General features: G+C 54.5%; 16 protein-coding genes and 1 tRNA gene. 10 read left to right on the top strand and 7 right to left on the bottom strand.

The genetic code is table 11. The annotated features are described in order from the left end of the window. Positions 1–894: 894 nt before the first annotated feature. Positions 895–2,739: a hypothetical protein gene (locus H8K04_19685; GenBank protein UVT15983.1), complete on the bottom strand. Its 1,845-nt coding sequence runs from the start codon at positions 2,737–2,739 to the stop codon at positions 895–897. A gap of 415 nt (positions 2,740–3,154) precedes the next feature. On the opposite strand from H8K04_19685, the gene H8K04_19690 reads away from it, so the two are divergent. The 5 genes from H8K04_19690 to H8K04_19710 all read left to right on the top strand — a co-directional run bounded on the left by H8K04_19690 (position 3,155) and on the right by H8K04_19710 (position 5,742). Beyond that, the gene (locus H8K04_19690; GenBank protein ID UVT15984.1) at positions 3,155–3,388 is read left to right on the top strand and encodes an Hsp20/alpha crystallin family protein; all 234 of its coding nucleotides are present in this window, start codon (positions 3,155–3,157) and stop codon (positions 3,386–3,388) included. A 225-nt stretch (positions 3,389–3,613) separates the two neighbouring features. Continuing rightward, the gene (locus tag H8K04_19695; protein UVT15985.1) at positions 3,614–3,997 is read left to right on the top strand and encodes a hypothetical protein; all 384 of its coding nucleotides are present in this window, start codon (positions 3,614–3,616) and stop codon (positions 3,995–3,997) included. An 85-nt stretch (positions 3,998–4,082) separates the two neighbouring features. Then, positions 4,083–4,226 (top strand): hypothetical protein, encoded by a 144-nt coding sequence (locus tag H8K04_19700; GenBank protein UVT15986.1) that lies wholly within the window; start codon positions 4,083–4,085, stop codon positions 4,224–4,226. Positions 4,227–4,310: 84 nt separating this feature from the next. Then, positions 4,311–4,844: a BON domain-containing protein gene (locus tag H8K04_19705; GenBank protein UVT15987.1), complete on the top strand. Its 534-nt coding sequence runs from the start codon at positions 4,311–4,313 to the stop codon at positions 4,842–4,844. A 448-nt stretch (positions 4,845–5,292) separates the two neighbouring features. Further along, entirely contained in the window at positions 5,293–5,742 is a 450-nt protein-coding gene (locus H8K04_19710; GenBank protein UVT15988.1) for an Hsp20/alpha crystallin family protein, read from the top strand. A 733-nt stretch (positions 5,743–6,475) separates the two neighbouring features. On the opposite strand, the gene H8K04_19715 is transcribed toward H8K04_19710, so the two are convergent. From H8K04_19715 to H8K04_19730, 4 genes are all read right to left on the bottom strand, one after another. Next, positions 6,476–6,802 (bottom strand): hypothetical protein, encoded by a 327-nt coding sequence (locus H8K04_19715; GenBank protein ID UVT15989.1) that lies wholly within the window; start codon positions 6,800–6,802, stop codon positions 6,476–6,478. A 713-nt stretch (positions 6,803–7,515) separates the two neighbouring features. Further along, the gene (locus H8K04_19720; GenBank protein UVT15990.1) at positions 7,516–7,722 is read right to left on the bottom strand and encodes a DUF1653 domain-containing protein; all 207 of its coding nucleotides are present in this window, start codon (positions 7,720–7,722) and stop codon (positions 7,516–7,518) included. Between the two features lie 152 nt (positions 7,723–7,874). After that, a tRNA-Leu gene (locus H8K04_19725) sits at positions 7,875–7,961 on the bottom strand. Positions 7,962–8,167: 206 nt separating this feature from the next. Next, positions 8,168–9,622, bottom strand: coding sequence for a hypothetical protein (locus H8K04_19730; GenBank protein UVT15991.1), 1,455 nt, complete (start codon positions 9,620–9,622; stop codon positions 8,168–8,170). A 219-nt stretch (positions 9,623–9,841) separates the two neighbouring features. Between H8K04_19730 and H8K04_19735 the strand changes: the two genes are divergently transcribed. Then, positions 9,842–10,111, top strand: coding sequence for a hypothetical protein (locus H8K04_19735; GenBank protein UVT15992.1), 270 nt, complete (start codon positions 9,842–9,844; stop codon positions 10,109–10,111). 155 nt (positions 10,112–10,266) lie between these two features. Here H8K04_19735 and H8K04_19740 read toward each other — a convergent pair whose 3' ends face one another. Continuing rightward, a complete protein-coding gene (locus H8K04_19740; protein ID UVT15993.1) occupies positions 10,267–11,298 on the bottom strand; it encodes a tetratricopeptide repeat protein in 1,032 nt (343 codons plus the stop codon). 7 nt (positions 11,299–11,305) lie between these two features. Then, positions 11,306–12,748 carry an FAD-dependent thymidylate synthase gene (locus tag H8K04_19745; GenBank protein ID UVT18051.1) on the bottom strand — a complete coding sequence of 481 codons (1,443 nt, stop codon included), beginning with the start codon at positions 12,746–12,748 and terminating at the stop codon, positions 11,306–11,308. Between the two features lie 250 nt (positions 12,749–12,998). On the opposite strand from H8K04_19745, the gene H8K04_19750 reads away from it, so the two are divergent. The 4 genes from H8K04_19750 (at position 12,999) to H8K04_19765 (ending at position 15,280) form a co-directional block, all read left to right on the top strand. Continuing rightward, a complete protein-coding gene (locus tag H8K04_19750) occupies positions 12,999–14,261 on the top strand; it encodes a histidine--tRNA ligase (protein UVT15994.1) in 1,263 nt (420 codons plus the stop codon). Between the two features lie 105 nt (positions 14,262–14,366). Beyond that, positions 14,367–14,687 carry a DsrE family protein gene (locus H8K04_19755; protein UVT18052.1) on the top strand — a complete coding sequence of 107 codons (321 nt, stop codon included), beginning with the start codon at positions 14,367–14,369 and terminating at the stop codon, positions 14,685–14,687. Between the two features lie 16 nt (positions 14,688–14,703). Continuing rightward, the gene (locus H8K04_19760; protein ID UVT15995.1) at positions 14,704–15,045 is read left to right on the top strand and encodes a hypothetical protein; all 342 of its coding nucleotides are present in this window, start codon (positions 14,704–14,706) and stop codon (positions 15,043–15,045) included. Positions 15,046–15,058: 13 nt separating this feature from the next. Beyond that, positions 15,059–15,280 carry a hypothetical protein gene (locus H8K04_19765; protein ID UVT15996.1) on the top strand — a complete coding sequence of 74 codons (222 nt, stop codon included), beginning with the start codon at positions 15,059–15,061 and terminating at the stop codon, positions 15,278–15,280. Positions 15,281–15,511: the final 231 nt, after the last annotated feature.

Genomic DNA, 15,511 nt, shown 5'->3' on the forward strand with positions numbered 1-15,511 from the left:
TGCTGTACGTCTTTGATCATATGGCTCATGGTTGGTTCTCCAAGGCCAAAGAGCCTCTCACATTGCCGACAATGGGTGCCCGAATTAAGCTTAAGATCGAGCAAAAGACCGTCTTGGGGGCCTCACATCACGCGCAGACAACTCGGGCTCTGAATCAGCCATCACCCTGACTGGGGTTGTCCTAGCGTTTGTCCGTCGCTTCTGACGGCTTTAGCGTCATGGCGCATTTGGTGATCCCAGTTGGAAGGTATGTGAGAGGGAAATGTACGCATATCTGCCATGGGTTTTTGATATAATGAAGTTATGGCTTTCAATAACCGGAATAAGCCCCTTCCAAAAGGCAAGCGCCCACGTTCGCCAGAAACTGCCGTTCATATTGCAAAGCCCGCCCTCAAGCCACTGCCAGACACCACCCGCATCCCGTGGTTTACCGGTAAAGCGATACCTATCCGGCGCAAGACCAGCATGGCCCCCTAGCCAATCGACTTATCTTCGCTTTTCGTACGAAGAATTGCCTTCTAGTCATTGAGCGGCGCACACACCACCGGCACTGGCAACGGCTTCTATATAGGCTATGTAACAACAGGACAAAAAGGAGGGATATCGGTAACTAGCTAGGACTAGAACGTTTTACTCCTAGGAATGTCTTGTACCGTCTTGGTCGCAGCGTAATAGAAAGCCCTTCACGAACTGACTGAAACCGAGGCCGCGTATCCATCGCATTCCGCTTTTCTCAGAAATGATAGCCGGCATCAATTGCCATGAGCTTTGCAAACTGCCCGATCAAGCTCCTCTCTTCGTTCGGCAGCGGCCAACTGTGGTTGAAACTAGCGTGTATGATGTCTCCACGGTTTCCGCAGGGGCGAGGTCATCGCCCCTGCGGAAGCTCCGATGCTATTGGCTACTCACCTGCAGGTGAATGCTCCCCGTTTCAGTCATCGCAGGATTGATGGTCACTGTGTATGGTTCTGCTGAAGCCAGGGTCACCGGGTTGAGGGTAAAGCTCGATGCTGAACTCGTCATCCCAGCTTGCAGGATACCATTCGGGCTATAGAGATTGACGGTCACGCTGCCGAGGTTATTGTTCGTGACCTTGATCGTGGCCTGTTGATTCGCGGTACCGGTAAACGTGTAGCGCCCATTCTGGCCCGCGCGGCTGACCGTGATCGGCCTGGGAGCCGCATTCACCTTGAGCGAATCCGAAACCTCGCTCGAAAGAGTCAAGGTTATTTTACCGGTGTAACTGCCGACAGGGTCAACGAGAACCGTATACGTGCCGGTGGCCGGCAAAGGATTTTGATCTGCGAGGCCCCCGCCCGCCGTACCCACAGCCGTTGAGGCAAGAATGGTCCCATCGGATGTCAGAAGCGTGACCGCGGTGGATGTAATACTCACCCCCGTCAGCCCGAGATTCACCCATTGTCCGGCGTTGCCATTGAACGTGTACCGCGCCGTCTGGCCCGCCTTGTTCAGGCTGACCGGCACTGAGGCTCCATCGATGGCGATCGTACCCGTGACGGGAGAAGAAAGGGCGAGGGTCATACTGCCGGTGTAGTTACTAACCGGCTCAACCGCAATGGTATACGTCCCTGTCGCTGGGAGAGCCGTCAACGGATCAAGACTGCCGCCACTTGGACCAACGGTGGTCGCTTCCCACTTGGTGCCATCCGGTCTCAGGATGGACACAGCAGTCATAGGAATTGACACCCCGGTCAGACCGAGATTCACCCATTGCCCCTCCGTCCCGTTAAATGTATAGCGTGCCCGTTGACCCGGCACCGTCAGGTTCGGGGTCACGGCTCCTTGGTCCACTGCGATGGTACCGGTCAGCTCTGGAGCGTTATACAGCGCGAGCTTGAGCTTTCCGGTATAACTCAGGTCCGATTCAATCAGGACAGCATAGGTTCCGGAAGCCGGAAGAACCTGTCCCGGAATCATAGTGCCACCACCCGCAGAGACAAACGAGATCGGCTTGCCTAACAACTTTCCATCCGGACCAACGATAGAGACATATCCGCTTCGGATTGTCACCTCACTCAACTGCAAACTCACCGATTGGCCACTTTGTCCCGAGAATGTATAGCGGGCCTTCTGCCCGATACGGCCGATGTTGACCGGCACCGTCGCACCGTGAGGGGTGATGTCCCCACCCAATTCGCTTGAAACCGTGATCTTGAAACTCCCCGTATACGTACTGAGCGGGTCGATGAATATTGTATAGGTTCCGGTCACCGGCAATTCTTCAAGATCGACGCTTGCGCCGTTCATCTCGCTGGAAGAGATCGTGGCCGCCGAATCAGTTGAAAACTGGTACGCTGGCATGGAGGTATGCACTGTTGTCAGGGAGGAGACTGGCCGCTCGCCCATCGTCGCATAATAGTTCTTCACTGCGGAGACATGTCTGGGCATCACCCCGCCATCAGGCTTATAGACTGAAACGTAAAACTGTGTGAGTGTGACACCGCTGAAGCCGATATTGATCCGCTGGCCGGCTGTGCCGTCGAAGACCAGCAAGCCGTTCTTATTCGGAGTGGCAATTTTTACCGTGGTTGGTTCCCCATTGACTGCAATGCGGCCGTTGTATTCAATATCCGCGGCCGCGACGCCTGGCGGTAGAGCCATATCTCCTGCATAAGTCATGTCGATGGCAGTGCTGCAAATGAACCCCGCTGCCCCAAGCACAAGCATGACTGTTCCCACTCGCACTCGGCACTTCACCCACGGCCATAGGCTGTACATGGTCGACCTCCTATTGAAGTCTTCTAGATTGGAAGAGAGTTGTCGCAGTTTCAATGAAACATCTCATGAAGTCATCACACTTTATGTGCTTCGAATGATTGGCGTTTCCAAGGAATTATTCGTTGAGCGTGGTCATCAACGCCATAACCTCGTCCTCCTTGCGTCTGAATTGACCTTGTGATCATCATCAAAAGAATAACGACTCTGCGGAACACTCGTGCCAATAATTCTTTCTGAAGAAAAGTCAATAGGGGCGAGGCCCTTCATGCCTCGGTCCACCTCTATCCTCCGGTCAAGGTCATAGAAATGGGTCTGGGAATGTACTGGATCCGTTGGGACTCTTTCCAGCAACGGCACGGTATCCGCATCGCCATGTGCCCCAATCCGGCCGGAGGTGAACAAACGGGATATACGGGTGACCGTCGATAATAAGGTGCTTTTCCTCCAAGGCGAGCGGAGGGAAGAGCCCAAGGGCTCCGGACGTCGATTTCATCGCCTTGAACGGGCGTACGGACGCTTTCTCCGGAGCTTTACGCTCCCGGATTCGGTCGAGGTGGCACTCGTGAAGGCGGAATTTAGGGATGGGATGCTATACGTTCACTTACCGAAACACTCCCAAGCCAAAACCATCGATGTGAAAGCGGCATAACGAAAGCGCTCCCAACAATTGCATTCTGCAGCCAACGGCCCGTCCTGCAGGACGGGCCGTTCCTGTGTTGTGTTGTGATTCCCACAGGACAGTTTTTTCCTTCGATGGATAACCGACATATTCATATCTGGTCTGAAACCCATAAATACGTACAATGTTATCAGCCGCTCCCAGTTCACCCTCCTCTTGACTTCGTTTTGCTAAGATCCTGCGGCGATTGCGGCCGTGACGCCTCTGATTGACAAGGGGAACATTGATGAGGCGAAAGAGGCACTGCAGGCGGCGCTCAATACACTGGTCGTGTCCGAACATATCATGTCCTTACCGCTCATACGGGCGGAGGAGAAGTTGGCCAAGGCGGAAGAGCTGGCTCAGAAAGACACGCGCACCGACGAAGAGAGCACGACCCTTGCGAAATTACTCGAGGAGGCCCGGGAACAACTGAAGCTATCCGAACTTTTGGGGTATGGGACAAAAGAAGATTACAAGAAGTTCTATGCGGAAATTGAACAAATTGAAGATAAGACGAAGGCTGGCAAATCTGCAAAGGCAATTTTTGCTCCCCTGAGAGAGTACCTTGCCGACCTCAAACGTTCTCTCTTCGACTGACTTTTGTTAAGCGGTATCGCCGTTATCGGGAAAGCTCCCGCCAAAGGAGCTTCCCTCTCGAGGCATTGAGCTAGAGGAGAATGCTATGAACCGAAAACTGAATGGGGTGGTGGCAGTGATCCTGGTTGTCTTATCGACCTGGCTGGTCGGTTTTGTGGGCGATGTGACGAAAACCACGGACCTACAGATTGAATCGGCAATCCGAGAACGTTTGGCCTCAGATGGTTGAATCGATGCGAAGAATATTCAGGTCAACGTCGACCACGGCCTGGCCAACTTGACCGGGACTGTGCCGGATTTGGAGAGTACGGGTTTGGCCGAAGCGCTGGTGAGCGGAACTATTGTGGGCGTCCGTCAGCTGCACAATGAAATCACCGTCGTGCCACCCGTGGTCAAAGATGAAATGATCCGCAAGTCGATTGAGGCGGCGCTGAGATCCGTTCCGGCCCTGAGAGACAACAAAACGAATACGATCACTGTGCTGGTCCATGAAGGGGATGTGGTGCTTAAGGGAACTGTGGAGAAGCCGCTGCACAGCCGCCTGGCATATAAGACGGCGCGGACTGTGTCGGGCGTTGTGTCAATTGCGAACCTGCTGAAGGTCGTGGGGGAACCTCGACCTGACAGAGACCTCGAAAAGGATGTCATGGCTTACTTGAAATGGGCGCCGTTTGTCGATCTCGATCAAGTCGAATACAGCATCGAGAAGGGTGTGATCAAACTCAAGGGAAAGATCGAGCACCATGCCGGCCTTGTGAGTTTGGTCAACGATCTGGAGAAAATTCGTGGCGTGGTGGATGTGGACGTATCGGAGATGACAGTGACGAAGACTCAGCAAAAAGGCTAACCTCAACAGTTATCGCAGGCGAGTGGGCAAGCTTTCGTCTCACTCGCCTGGAGAGATCCAATTCAGCGCCTATGCTTTTTGTGCGCGAACAAACTGGATGTCCTGCGTGGTTTCGGTTGGCCCACGTTTCAATGCGATCGTTGGATGGCGGGATTCTAGAAGGGAGCGGTTGGTTAGAGGACCAATTTCCCAGCCCCATCCCCTCGGCGTGAGATGCTATTAGGTATGGACATGATCGGTAGCCGCTTGGTCGAGAGCAGTCTACCCTAAGCCCACTTCTGGCGAGAACAATCGGCCTCGTGCGCCCATCGACCAAGGGTAATTCCTGCATGTATCTACCCTTGACTTCCCCATCGCTCGATTTATCTACGCGCCATCCAGTTGGATCGGCGCCGCACCAGCGCAGCTAACCTGATAGGTAACCAGGACTGACCGAAAGGAGGGTACTATGGCACTCGTACGATGGGACCCATTTCGAGAGTTGGAGGAGGTGTCAGATCGGTTGAACCGATTGTTTGCGCGCCCTACAGAGCGACCGTCGAATGGTAAAGAAACCATGATCGTAGCGGATTGGACGCCGCCTGTTGATATCAGTGAGACCGAAGGGGAGTATCAGATCAAGGCCGAAATTCCGGATGTAAAGAAGGAGGACGTGAAGATCACGCTCGAAGATGGTGTGCTCACCATTCAAGGCCAGCGCAAGCACGAACAGGAAGAGAAGGGGAAGAAGTTCCATCGCATTGAACGATCCTACGGCAGCTTTGCCCGGACCTTCGCCTTGCCCGATGTGATTGAAGTGGATCAGGTGCGAGCCGAGTTCAAGGATGGCGTGTTGAATCTCCATCTGCCGAAGTCGGAGAAGGCGAAACCGAAGGCCATCGAAGTCAAGGTGGCGTAACCCGCTGAGCGGATGCATGGAGCGCTGAAGACCACTGGGGAGAGGTGTGCTTCGTGCCAGTGGGGGTTTGCTTGTAGTCAATGGAGTCGCGATATCCACAAGGAGGCGGTCATGGGCCTGCACTGGTTCAATTTGCTAGGGTTCGTGATGTTATTTCTTGCACTCCTTTTGAATGAAATTGTCATGGTGAACGTGTGGTATGACTCTAACTTGTTCTTAATCGCTATAGAGGTAACATACCTCCTCGCTGCCCTGTGCCTTGCACTCTGGGGAAGTTCCGATCACCAGCAAATCTGACCCACGTTCCTTTCTCAGAGAATCCTGAATCCGGGGAGGTGCTGTCTTATGAATCCACGAAAAACGAACTGAGCCGTACAACAAGGAGATGCGGCGGGTATACGGGGGGAGCTGGTGAATAAAGCGGTAGCAGAGAAGCGGCAAGCCTATGTCATCGTCAATGATCGAGTAGAGGGGAATGCCCCGTTGACGATTCACGCCTTAGTCGGGACGACATTAGGGGGTCTCCCAGTACCGACCGAGACCTGAAGACGCTAGTCTGATATCAGAATAGCGCAGTGGAAACATTATGAATCGGTAGCGGAAACGCTACGAAGACATAATGTAAAAATTGCGCTGTTCGCTAAGCTCCGTTCTTGAAAGAGGACGGAGCTTTCTTTTTGATAGCGCAAGGTGAAAGCGGTAGCAAAGCGCATGCGGGAACCTAACAGGGTGGTTACCGTACACGATCCGAGGAAATAGAATTGCTGTGGCAATCGTGTTCAGGGCTGCGCTCCTGGAGCATCTGGTATGGCGGATCGGATGCGCGAGGGGGAGGGGACCGGAGTGGACTAGCACGAGGTGGTGGCGTCGCCGCAATCTCGCCATGCCTCGGCACGATCGGCGCGTAATTCGTCGTCCCATCGCGGTTGCGGTACCCATAGCCAGTCTTGGGGGTGGCATCGCTGCGCCGGGGACCGAAACTGCTCCCGTGATGATCTGCCCATTGCGCTTGAGCGTCAACCGTGAGCAAGAGCGTCGTCAGTATTAACATGTACAGCATAAGAACCTCTCGGCAAACTGGATGCTACGGTCAGCTTACCAAAGAAGAAAGATGAATGTATGGGTGGGGGATTGAGAGGAATCAATTTACTCCCTCAAAAGGAACCCCTCGAATAATGGAGTTAGGACGACTCTGAAAGACTGGCGATACGATGTCCTATGAATCGTCATGACGATTTCCAATCAGCCAGATCCGATTTCGACCGCTACGATGTAGCGATTGTCGCTAATTTGTCCAGCCCGACGCTGAACGGTCTGACGAACGATCAATTCTATTTTCAATTTGAGAAAACAGGAATGTTCTCCAATGATGGATTGCCAACGTCACCTCCGAGCATCGCGTCTCTAGTGCAGACGTCTTGGCATCTAGATTTTCACCCGGTGGACAGTTCGTCCGCGGAGAAATTACCTCGTTAGCCCTCACAGCTGTTCCCTTGCCCGGGGCACTTATCCTGTTCGGCTCCGAAGCGGGTTTCTTGGCCTATGCTATACGCAAAACTAGAGGGATGCGGACAAGCTTGTGACATGAAAGACCCTGTTTTGAAGATGCTTTAGTAACTCATCTGTCTGATTGTCCGTATGACTTAAGCGGATCGTCTTCATCTCTTTCCATGCTTACAGATAGGGCATTCAATGGATAAGGACATTGACTGCAATACGGCCAAGCAGTTCACATGTGCTTCGCTTCGTGGCTTATTGGCCAAATGCTGCTTCCTAATCTACTCGCGAAAAGCGTGGAATGGAAACGCCCCCTTTATCGACGCTCTCAGTAAACATGGCAACCGGTCTTATCCAGAGCCCTCGCTCGCCGTACAACGCCCGGTACACGACGAACTCCTCCTCCGTTTCTGAATGCCTGGCGACTCCCAAAACTTCATAGTCCTGACCTTTATGGTGTCGATAGATGCCGGGTGAGACCATGATCGCCTGCTCCTCGTAAGTTGGACGCCTGCATGTTCACGTGACAGTTACGTGACAATTGAGCCCAAAACGACCCCTGAAGGGGTGTTCACTGGTGTCAAGATAATGGCCAGATAACGCTGAAACCCCGTATAGAAGGTGGGAGAGAGGGGTGGTGCCGAAGCCGGGATTTGAACCCGGACACCCTTGCGGGCGCTAGACCCTGAATCTAGTGCGTCTGCCAGTTCCGCCACTTCGGCATTAGGGATGTTGAAAAAGCCCGCCAGCTTCGTTCTCACGAACCTCAAAGGCTCAACGTACCGGCACAGAGTACGCTTCGCCTTTTCGCTCCGCTCGGGCCTTGCTGAACGTCCTTTTTGAACATCCCTGAGAGTAAATACAGCAAGGGGAGCCGGATTATCCTGAATTTTCATCGCTCGCGTCAAGCAAGTGCCGTCAAGACAGTTCACGGTGCGGCACGAGCAGCTGTTTGGGAAATGGCCCATGGCCCCGTGCCCGTGATGTCGCGTGGATCGCCGCTGACGATAATGCGTTCGTGAGCCAGACCGGCAGCAGCGAGCAGCGAGGATGCCGCAATCCTCGGAGCCTCATCGACGATGAGGACATCGAAGCGCACCCGACTGAACAAGGGGTCGCTCGCGACTCGAGCGGGAGTGGCCGCGACCAGTCTCCGGTTCTGAAGGAAGGCCTGACGGTTCGGGCTTGCTTCAGCAGCCAGCAACTCACGGACCTTTTTCGTTCCACCCAATTTCGTGATGTGCTCCTTCAGTTCGCCAAACTCGGCACGCGTTCCTCGAGGGACGGACGCCTCCGGAACTAGCTGCTGAATGCGACCTTTCGCGACATCGAGTTCGTCGTTCAGTTGGTTCATCTTGCTCTGATACAGCGCACGGTACTGCGTAAGTGATCCCGCATTCTTCCCCACCGCCTGCATGCCCAGTCGCTGTAACAGCGGCAGATTTTCGAATTCCTTGAGCGTGGTCTCAACATCGGCCATTCTGACTTGCAGCTCCCTAAATTGTGTCACGAGGCGCCATTCCAAGGAGCGAACTTCGTCCAAATCTTTCTGCTTCGCTTCTTTCTGGGCCAGCAGAGGGGTCAGCTCTCGAAAGCGTTCGTATGTATGTTTCAGCGAGGCTTTGTCGGCCTGTGATTTGGCATAGAACCGCTGCATCTGTGCTTCGAACCCCAATTCATGAAGATCGATGCCTCCGGTTCGCGAGGCAATCGGGAGTTCATATCGAGTCATCCACGTTCTGTAGTTGAGCCCGCCGGCGTTCATAGTCCGCGCGACCATGCCGACAACCTCATCGCACTCGTCATGATCCGGACTGATCAAGAGTATGCGCTTATTGCCGCGAATCAGTTCCGTGGCCAATTTCCCAAGTTGCTGACGACGCAGTGACCGGTCATCCGACCACATTGCCGTGAAAACAGATGTGCGGGAAAGAAATGCTTCGGCACCGATGTCTTGCATTTGCAGCAGGGCTGTCAACCGCTCGGTTGGTCCAAGGTGATACTGGTCGGGCTTCGCCAGAATCTCTTTCAGTCGGGCCGCCGACGTACTGATAAGACCGGCCTGATCCGGAACGAGGGTGGCGGAGGGGACTTCGCTTCCGAGGGGATCGATCAGCTGAACAAGGATGCGTTCGCCTGTTTGCCGGAGCATGATTCCTTCTGTGGTTTCTGCTTCATCAGTCGGAACAACGGCCACAGGAAGATCCACACCCAGCGTGACGTCAGACGGTACGACAAACTCGTACAGATGGAGTCCGCCGATCGTGTGAACCAGGCGGCCCTGCGACCCCACGAAAGGAGCATCACGCTCTGTTTCGGCGAGGTGGACCTGTTCGTGTTCAAGCCGGGTAACCCACAATTCGATAAGTTCTCTTGCCGTCATGACGACTCCCTTTACCGGCATATTCAACAGAAGGGAACGTCATGATAAATGTCCGGCAAGAGAGCTGTCTACCGCCAGAGACTCGAGGTTGCCCTTGTCTTCACGACCAAAACACGTCTAAAATGAACCCCTTTCTATGGGCTGGCAGGAGGAAACACGCCGTTCCGCGATGCGAGAAGAGAACTGGCTGGTTTTCCACATCGGGCTGAGGAGGAATTTGTGAAGGGGTTGCGGTTCGAGCGGATCGGCAAGGGGCGCTATTACAATGTCGTCTTTCACATCGGCAGCACCTACGTGCCTGTGAGTGACGATACTGTGGAAGAACTCAAAGGGCAGAGCCTGTTGCCGGCCGAACGATTTCTGGATCTCCTCATCGACCGCGTTGGGTATTCGTCCTACTTGAAGGATCAAATCCGAAATGAATTGAAAGCGACGGGCGATCCGGTTACACAGATCACCGTGCTGCAAGGCGCCATCCGAGAGTTGTAGATCTCCTCCCTTGTGAAACGTACTCGTAGAATTCCTGTTCACTCTTCCAACCCTGATGGGACCAATCGAGTGGGGCCTGACTGCGCGCGTCGAGCGACCACCGCTTCACCGTGGGGGCTCCGCGAGCAAAGGACCTACTCGATTGGTCCCGATCTTCAATCCCCCACCTGGCCTTCCTGGAACAGCTGATTCATGATCTGATTCCGTTTTTCCGGATCGCGATAGAATTTCAACGCCTTGGTATAGTTCTCCATCGCGCTCTGGCGTTTGCCGCGGAGCGCGTAGATCTCGGCGATCCCGTGATAGGCTCGCGCATCCTCTTCATTGCACTTGAGCGCCCGGCTAAAAATGTCCGCGGCTTCTTGAAGTCGTTGCTTGCCTAACGCGAGCCACCCGAGAGCGGAATGGGCGGCGCCAAAGTCCGGATCGGCATTGAGCGCATCTTGATAGCTCTTTTGCGCCAAGTCCAGGCGCCCGCGCGTTTCGTAGAGTCCGCCCAGCGCAAAGTGCACTTCGGCATCCTGTGGATTGAGTTTCAAGGCGGTCTTGTAGGATTGTACCGCCGGTTCTACCTTCCCCTGTTCTGCCAGCGCACACGCGAGGTTCGAATGCGCCGCGGAATCGTTCGGGTTGAGTTTGATCACCTCACGGTATTCTTTGATCGCCATTTCCAATCGGCCTTGATCTTGGTACGCGACACCCAGATTCATCCGGGCCGGAGCAAAGTCCGGGGCGAGACGGATGGCTTCGCGGTACTCCTTGACCGCCATTTCAAGATGACCGGCGCGTTCGTGAATCTGTGCGAGAAAGTAATGAGGAGACGCTGATCGCGAAAGCAACCGTGCGGCTTCCATATATGGTTGCATGGACTGTTCGGATTGACCGGACTGCGCGAGAAACAGGCCCCTGATTAAATGGGCGTAGCCGCAGTCCGCATTCCGGTCGAGCAGCTCCTTCACCCAATTCCCCACGGCCGTAATGTCCTGCTGGGCTTCGAGGCAGAGCGCATGGGTTTTCCAGGCGTCGGCAAACCGGCCCTGCACGAGATACACGACATTTCGCGCAAAGAGAGGACGTGGGTCCTTGGATCCCTCGGAGTCCCGGCTCCAGGCCAGCGACTCGGCGAATAAGGTGTCCCATGCGCCGGCGATCATGGCCGCCTCACAGTTCTGCTGGTGAGTGCCCATAGGATTCTTATCGGGTCAGTGTGTCTTCGATATCGGGCGATGTCGCGCGAATCTGTTCACCGAGGAAGGGGAATCGTTGAGTGAGCTGTTGTTTCATCTGCCACGCGACCGTCCGGTACGACCAGTGGCCTTTGACGCCGGATCGCAGCTTGCTGATGTATTCGGCTTCAGCATAGTCCATTTTGAACACACACCGCACTTTGAAGCCGAACGGAATCGCATAGAGCGACGCTTCTTGATCCTTTTTCCTGAGTAACTCGATGTCGTGACGCACGGCATCCATCGCTTGGCGGTATTCCAGATCCAACCCCGCTTCGACAAGCGGCGGCGGAACATCGTAGCCATGGACGGTCGTGAAGTTCTGTTGCACTTGCTGGCAGCGGCGGTGGCGATGCATATCCCGCCACGCCCCGATGTCCATCAGGATATCGAACGTGAATGCGTAGCCGCTGCGAAACTCCTTGATGAGTTCATCGTAGGGGCCTCGCTGTTTGGTTGCGACCTCGATGGTCGCTTGCTTCTGTCGATCCGTCCATTCTTTGACCACCTCGAGTATTTTCCGGTACGGGGCTTGCGCGACCCGGTAGAGAAGCGTCGTGACGAGCTCGTCGAGAGGATGGTGTGGTTCGATCAAATCGACCGGTACGACCGTCCCCCAGGCATCCGGTTGGTCAAGTCCCGCTGGGCGCAACGCTTCACGAGCATGGCGGGCCAAGTCCGTATACACCGATTCCTGGTACTGGCTGGCCTTGGCATGTCGCGCCAGTGTGGGTGCCAAGGGGTCCGCTTGACCGGGCGATTGGCCGGATAATTCGCCCCACAGATTCACCGGCGGACGGTGACAGGCCTCTTTCAAATCCTCACCGATTGCCCGCAATTCCGGAAGCTGAGAAGACAACAACCGTGTAATCTGCTTTTCCAACGTCCGGATGCTGACGACTTGGCCGACGTTGGTCTTGGCAGCAAGGGGTAGTAAATACCGCGTCACGTCGAACGCTCTGGCTGCAATGGTCCGCTCGTAGTCTGCAGGCTTCATCGACTCAGGGCGTGGCTCCCGTTCAGCCAGGAATCGCGTCAGCGGATCATGCAGCAAACGATAGACCTCGGAGAGGCTTCGAAGAATCCCCTCGTACACGGCTTCCGTTTCGCTGCCTCGAATCTGATCGGGCACAAACCATCGGTTGGACGAAAAATTCTGATACCGGCTGGATTTCGCTTGACCGTCCCACAGCGGTTCATCTTCCAACCGAATGGCGGCGAGTTCCGAAATGTCCTCAAAGCAAATAGTCACATGACCCAGGTCGGCAATGGAGGCGTGCCCGTAATCGAAGTAAAACTGTTCCCAGAATTTTTCGGACGAGTGGCCATGGACCCACTTGATGCTGTTTTCTATTGAATCGGGGGAGCGACTGTATCGGGCGAGCGCATAGGCAGACGGTTCCGGCGGCATCGGGGCGATGGCAACTACCCGGCGACTGGTTCGGTCTTGACTCATACGTCTGTTCTACGACGAGAACGCATCCACATGCTGCATTTTATGTAAGCCGCGCACTATACCGCTCGATTCAGAGTCGTGCAAGCTCGGTCCGTTGACTTGCCACAGAAAGCGCCGTTATAGTCCGCCGAGACCGGCACAACACGAGTTGGTGTACACGATTCTTCATGGTGAGTACCCACACGTTTTATCTCATCCAAAGCTCATGATCAAAGGCATCAAAGGCGTCAAGGATCTGTTGCCGGAGGACACACCCCGTTGGCATCTCATCGAAGAGACCGCCAGACGATGGGCGGAGCGGTATGGGTTTCATGAAATCCGCATTCCGATCTTTGAGGTCACAACCCTATTCGCACGGAGCATCGGGGCATCGACGGACATCGTTGAGAAAGAAATGTACACCTTCCAGGATCGCGACGGCACATCGCTGACGCTGCGCCCTGAAGGGACCGCCGGAACTGTTCGCGCCTATATCGAGCACAACCGCCCGGCAGTTCCGGTCCCACAAAAGTACTTCTACTTCGGGCCGATGTTTCGGCACGAGAGGCCTCAAGCAGGGCGCCTCCGCCAATTCCATCAGTTCGGCGTGGAGTCGCTGGGGATGGCCGATCCACGCGCTGATGTGGAGGTCATTTCCCTTCTGTGGCGAATTCTCTGTGAACTTGATCTCCCTAGTCTGACGCTGGAAATCAACAACCTCGGGTATACCAGTGATCGAGATGTGTATCGGCCCCACCTCGTTGAATACCTCAAACAACATGAATCCGGTCTCTGTGCAAATTGCCGACACCGTATTGAGGCTAATCCGCTCCGGGTTCTCGATTGCAAAGTTCCCGAGTGCCGCGCAATAACGGAGACGGCTCCCCGGCTGGCCGACTCGCTTTCAGAGGCGGCCCGTTCTTACTTCTCGCGGGTCTTGGCCGGTCTCGATACCATCAAGATACCCTATTCCTTGAACCATCGGCTCGTTCGCGGGCTTGATTATTACAACCTTACGACGTTCGAGGTCACCGCAACAAATCTGGGTGCACAGAACGCCGTAGGGGCGGGCGGACGCTACGATGGTCTCGTTGAGACTCTCGGAGGGCCTCCTACACCGGCAGTGGGTTTCGCCGTCGGTCTGGAACGGATTGGGATGTTGCTGCCTGAGTCTGCGATGAAAGCTCTTCCGGAGCATGCGGCTGTGTATGTCGCGGGGTTCGGTACTCTCGGAGCTGTCGCTGGCCTCTCAGCGCTTGAGGAACTGCGTCTCGCTGGAATGCAGGCAGTCTCGGACTTTCGGTCCTCGACGTTGAAGGCTCACTTGCGTCAAGCCGATCGTCTCGGCTGCCGATTTGCTCTTATCCTCGGAGACGATGAAGTGGCCAAAGGAACCGCCGTCCTCCGTAACATGGTCACGAAAACACAGCATGAACTCGGTATTTCAACTCTCTCCCGAGAAATTCACCCCTTTGTCCTCGGCTCATAACGCTCGGTTTTTCAGGTTGACTTTCCCCTCAAAAACTCTTAGTCTCTGCTCGTCCATAAATTCTGTAACCCACTGAATATTTAATATAAATTCCTGTGGATTCACATCGTGAAGCGTAAAATTGGTTTCCTCTTGGCCTTGCCTCCGTCGGACGAAAGTGCCACGACGGTCACTCGACTTGCCCAGGCAGCCATCGAGGCTGGTCACGACGTCTACCTTTACCTCATTGATGAAGGCGTGAAGAACATGTACGCCCAACCGTACCGAGACTTGGCATACTCCGGCGCCCGTGTTTTTGTGTGTGCCTATGGCTGCCGCCAACATGACGTATCTACCGACGCTCTGGACCCTAAGATGTCTCTCTGCGGCCTCGTTGTTCTTTCCGGGATTATTGACACCTGTACGCCATTCCTCTCATTCACCTGAGAGCATCGAATCTCCTGTGGCCAAGAACATCGCTGTCGTCATTCAAGAAGACCCGCGCAAAACTCATAGGCCCGTGGAGGCGTTGCGCATTGCCCTTGGCCTTGCATCAGGATCTCATACGACATCGGTCGTGCTCCTTCATGAATCTATTCGTCTCCTGACCGAACCCATGGATGATATTATCGATGTCGATCTTCTCGAAACGTATCTTCCCTCAATCCGACACCTGAATCTTCCGTTTATTCTGAACGACGCAGTCGATCGATCACCACTCTGCCGTCATTTCCATATCCGGTATGAAACAGACGAAGCTATCAGCGCGCTTCTCCGATCTATGGATTGCGCGCTCGTGTTTTAAGTGAGGCGTTCTCATGTCATCCGTCGTGTATGTGGTTCGTTCACCTCTCCATACGATTTCACAGTCACTTTGCCCTGAACAAGGTTCTGTCCTGATGATTTCCCTCAAGGACTCCCTTCTTCCGGGAACGGTGGTCAGCACCACCAAGGAATTCCCTCTAGAAGACGGGGAGCAATTGTCGTACGAGCAACTGATGGCTGTATTGGTGAAAAGTGAGAAGGTTGTGACTCTATGACTCCGAAGTTTAGTAATAAAGAAAATTAGGAGTCGTCGGAATAGTAGTAACGGAGTGAATATGGAGGATAGGAGGTAGTCGATTGATTTTGTTACGTGAACTCTGATGCAGAAGAACGGATAAGGGTGGGGATACACTCTGTATGGAAGCGTTGAAAGGTGTGAAGAGCCTGTGAGGGCCGGAATGAGCATCGCGTGGGGCGGACTCCCTGACTCGACAGGTGAGGGTGCA

The sequence above is a fragment of the Nitrospira sp. genome, assembly GCA_024760525.1.
In the GTDB taxonomy this organism is placed as follows: domain Bacteria; phylum Nitrospirota; class Nitrospiria; order Nitrospirales; family Nitrospiraceae; genus Nitrospira_D.

Excerpts from the sequence above, each read along its gene's own strand:
- H8K04_19720 (UVT15990.1), bottom strand. The coding sequence starts at position 7,722 with ATGGTCTCACCCGGCATCTATCGACACCATAAAGGTCAGGACTATGAA.
- H8K04_19730 (UVT15991.1), bottom strand. The coding sequence starts at position 9,622 with ATGACGGCAAGAGAACTTATCGAATTGTGGGTTACCCGGCTTGAACAC.
- H8K04_19765 (UVT15996.1), top strand. The coding sequence starts at position 15,059 with ATGTCATCCGTCGTGTATGTGGTTCGTTCACCTCTCCATACGATTTCA.
- H8K04_19745 (UVT18051.1), bottom strand. The coding sequence starts at position 12,748 with ATGCCGCCGGAACCGTCTGCCTATGCGCTCGCCCGATACAGTCGCTCC.
- H8K04_19685 (UVT15983.1), bottom strand. The coding sequence starts at position 2,739 with ATGTACAGCCTATGGCCGTGGGTGAAGTGCCGAGTGCGAGTGGGAACA.
- H8K04_19750 (UVT15994.1), top strand. The coding sequence starts at position 12,999 with ATGATCAAAGGCATCAAAGGCGTCAAGGATCTGTTGCCGGAGGACACA.
- H8K04_19700 (UVT15986.1), top strand. The coding sequence starts at position 4,083 with ATGAACCGAAAACTGAATGGGGTGGTGGCAGTGATCCTGGTTGTCTTA.
- H8K04_19740 (UVT15993.1), bottom strand. The coding sequence starts at position 11,298 with ATGGGCACTCACCAGCAGAACTGTGAGGCGGCCATGATCGCCGGCGCA.
- H8K04_19715 (UVT15989.1), bottom strand. The coding sequence starts at position 6,802 with ATGCTGTACATGTTAATACTGACGACGCTCTTGCTCACGGTTGACGCT.
- H8K04_19710 (UVT15988.1), top strand. The coding sequence starts at position 5,293 with ATGGCACTCGTACGATGGGACCCATTTCGAGAGTTGGAGGAGGTGTCA.